This is a genomic window from Moorena sp. SIO3I6, assembly GCF_010672095.1.
The window spans coordinates 1-2,587 of sequence record NZ_JAAHHU010000625.1; the positions used below are offsets into that span (position 1 = coordinate 1).

General features: G+C 44.0%; 5 protein-coding genes. 1 reads left to right on the top strand and 4 read right to left on the bottom strand.

Annotation, left to right across the window (positions count from 1 at the left end; genetic code table 11):
* Nucleotides 1-283, bottom strand: a 283-nt coding sequence (locus F6K49_RS40450) for a Uma2 family endonuclease (RefSeq protein ID WP_293106495.1), incomplete at its 3' end; no start/stop codon positions are given.
* Nucleotides 284-293: 10 nt separating this feature from the next.
* The gene (locus tag F6K49_RS40455) at nucleotides 294-866 is read right to left on the bottom strand and encodes a Uma2 family endonuclease (protein WP_293106499.1); all 573 of its coding nucleotides are present in this window, start codon (nucleotides 864-866) and stop codon (nucleotides 294-296) included.
* 138 nt (nucleotides 867-1,004) lie between these two features.
* Between F6K49_RS40455 and F6K49_RS40460 the strand changes: the two genes are divergently transcribed.
* On the top strand, nucleotides 1,005-1,139 hold the full coding sequence (locus F6K49_RS40460) for a hypothetical protein (RefSeq protein ID WP_293084352.1): 135 nt from the start codon (nucleotides 1,005-1,007) through the stop codon (nucleotides 1,137-1,139).
* Nucleotides 1,140-1,387: 248 nt separating this feature from the next.
* Here F6K49_RS40460 and F6K49_RS40465 read toward each other — a convergent pair whose 3' ends face one another.
* Both F6K49_RS40465 and F6K49_RS40470 read right to left on the bottom strand, forming a co-directional pair.
* Entirely contained in the window at nucleotides 1,388-1,924 is a 537-nt protein-coding gene (locus tag F6K49_RS40465; RefSeq protein ID WP_198954201.1) for a hypothetical protein, read from the bottom strand.
* Nucleotides 1,881-2,387, bottom strand: coding sequence for a hypothetical protein (locus F6K49_RS40470; protein ID WP_075903647.1), 507 nt, complete (start codon nucleotides 2,385-2,387; stop codon nucleotides 1,881-1,883). The genes F6K49_RS40465 and F6K49_RS40470 overlap by 44 nt, the downstream gene beginning before the upstream one ends.
* Nucleotides 2,388-2,587 lie beyond the last annotated feature (200 nt).

The following is a 2,587-nucleotide window of genomic DNA, read 5'->3' on the forward strand; positions in this document are numbered from 1 at the left end:
TTGATAATTGTTGAATATGCTCGTCTCGGATAATGGTCAAATCAGGATAACGGTTTTTCGGTTCACCTCTAACTTCTAACTCTAATCCTTGCCCTCTGACTCTGTCTGTGCCGAGCATCAACGCAAAAATCAGAAAAATACGATTCGCAATTTGAACATTTACTCCCGACTCTGGAGGCATTTCAATTAACTCTCCATTAAATAACTCATAGAATTTTTCAGAGTTATCATTGTATAATAAATACTCGTCAAAGCTTTGAAATTTTTGGTTAAGTTGTAGTATCATAGGTTTTTTAAACGTTATCAAAAACTTCAGACACTTTCAAAGTAATTTCTTTAAATCCAGGAGATAATACTAACTCATTACCCGAAAAGTTACCCACTTCTGTATAAGTATTACCCTTCAGTTCTAATACCAAGATACTTTGACTTTCCGGGTCCACAATCCAGTATTCAGGAATGCCACAATCCTGATATTGGATTCTTTTCGCAATATAGTCTCGCTCTCGTTGTAATTCTCCAGGGCTAACCACTTCAACCACTAATAAAGGCGGTGACATAGAGAGGCGAATGGTATTTCGCTTTGATAATTGTTGAATATGCTCTTCTCGGATTATCGTCAAATCCGGATAACGGTTTTTGGGTTCACCTCTAACTTCTAACTCTAATCCTTGACCTCTGACTCTACGATGACCTACAAGTAAAGCAAACTGAATCAATAAAAACGTAGCAATTTCAACATTAAATCCCGACTCTGGAGGCATTTCAATTAACTCTCCATTAAATAACTCATAGAATTTTTCAGAGTTATCATTGTATAATAAATACTCGTCAAAGCTTTGAAATTTTTGGGTCAGTTGTACCATCAGATTGACCACCTTAACCAATAGTGTTCCCTCTACCGTACTTTAGCAAAGGGAAAAGGGAACAGGGAACAGCGGATCTGGGAACAGCGGATCTGGGAACAGCGGATCTGGGAGTGAAACTCAACAAAGCCAGCATAAATGTTGGGTTTCGTACCTCAACCCAACCTACACGCTGATTCCCGATTCTGGTGGGCAGCTGGTGGGCAGTGGCTGATGATAGCTTTACGGCTGTTGGCCAATTCCCTTGCTAGCCACTGCCCACCCTACGATTAATTTCCCTCCCCATCACCCCATCACCCCATCACCCCATCTCCCCATCCTTACAAGGGTACGTTTTTAAGATTCATCCAGAACTAAAGACATGAACTTGTGCTGGGGAGGCTGAAAAATCAGGGACAAAACTCCCGATGGGCAAAGGTTCCCCCTTAAATGCCGCCGCTAAAATTCTAATTAGTCCTCGCCGGAAACAACTGAGTTTTCGAGGTGCACTGGTCTTCAATGATTTAGGAGATGAACTTTCCTCAGACTCCGATACGAGATTGACCAGTGCTATTGTCCATAGGCTGGGCCAATTGTAAACTGCTAGCTAATAGCTTGTCGTCAGCTTTTCCGCCGACACTGACTAACCATAACGTCGCTACTGCTATCGCCAACCATACTCGTTCTGCTCGCTTGGGATCACTGATCCTGGTCAGATGCCACTGTAGTCCGCCGCGCTTGATATCTTTGAACATACACTCAATCCAACTGCCCATGCCATACCACAAGATTTCAGCTTGGTCTGGCTCTAAGTCTGTCAGAATTAACCATGGGTCGCTGTAGTCTTCATCCCACCGAGCCAAAAGGGTGCATTGGAGTGAGTTATTTTTGAAACAAGTGATCATCCCTGCCCAAGACTGACCCAGTGCAGTGATCAATCCTTTGAGTGGCACAAACCCACAGGAGAGCTTGCTCTGATAGTAACCTTGAGCATTGATGCCCATGAACGGATGCCATTGCAGGGCAACAATTGCCTCATAGAACCACCGGAGCATACAAGCGATTGTCAGTGGTGACAACCACACACCCTACTGAGGGAATCCCAGGCTGAAGATGCTCAAATAACTTCAACCAGTAAGGTGGCCAGCAACATGTGTTTTTGGCAACGATTACTTTCCACGCCACTGGTATGCCACAACCTCTATAAACCACGCAAACCACTAACAAGGTGAAGCGATCTCCCAGTGTTGAGGCATCTGCAGCTAACACGATGTTTTTGTGATCCGTTGGCCACCAACTTAATAGCCATTGCAACAATGGTGCAAAACTCGCGGTTACATCCAGTTCATTACGTTTTCTACCACCTATATCACTACGCTCCTTATACCATTCTCGTAATTGCTGTCTGACCGTGAACTCTTGCTTATCAAGCAGTTGTGCCAGAAAAGCTGATACGGTTGATAACCCACAACAATGGGTGATAGCGTACCCATTGCGACCCATACTCAACACTGCAGCTTGGGGTTTGGTTAAATGAGGCATTTTGCTGGTTACTATTCAACGCCCGTCCTTGTAAGCTATTGGGCAATCAGTCATAGCTTATATTCGATCACTATTATGATCGCAAGCCATTACCCCTTTGGTGCAATGTTGACCATCCTACTCCCTGGATTCTTGCAGCTGTTGCCCAAGCCAGGTAAGGATTTGATTTGAATCAGCCATCCCTACTCATCAGAAGAGGA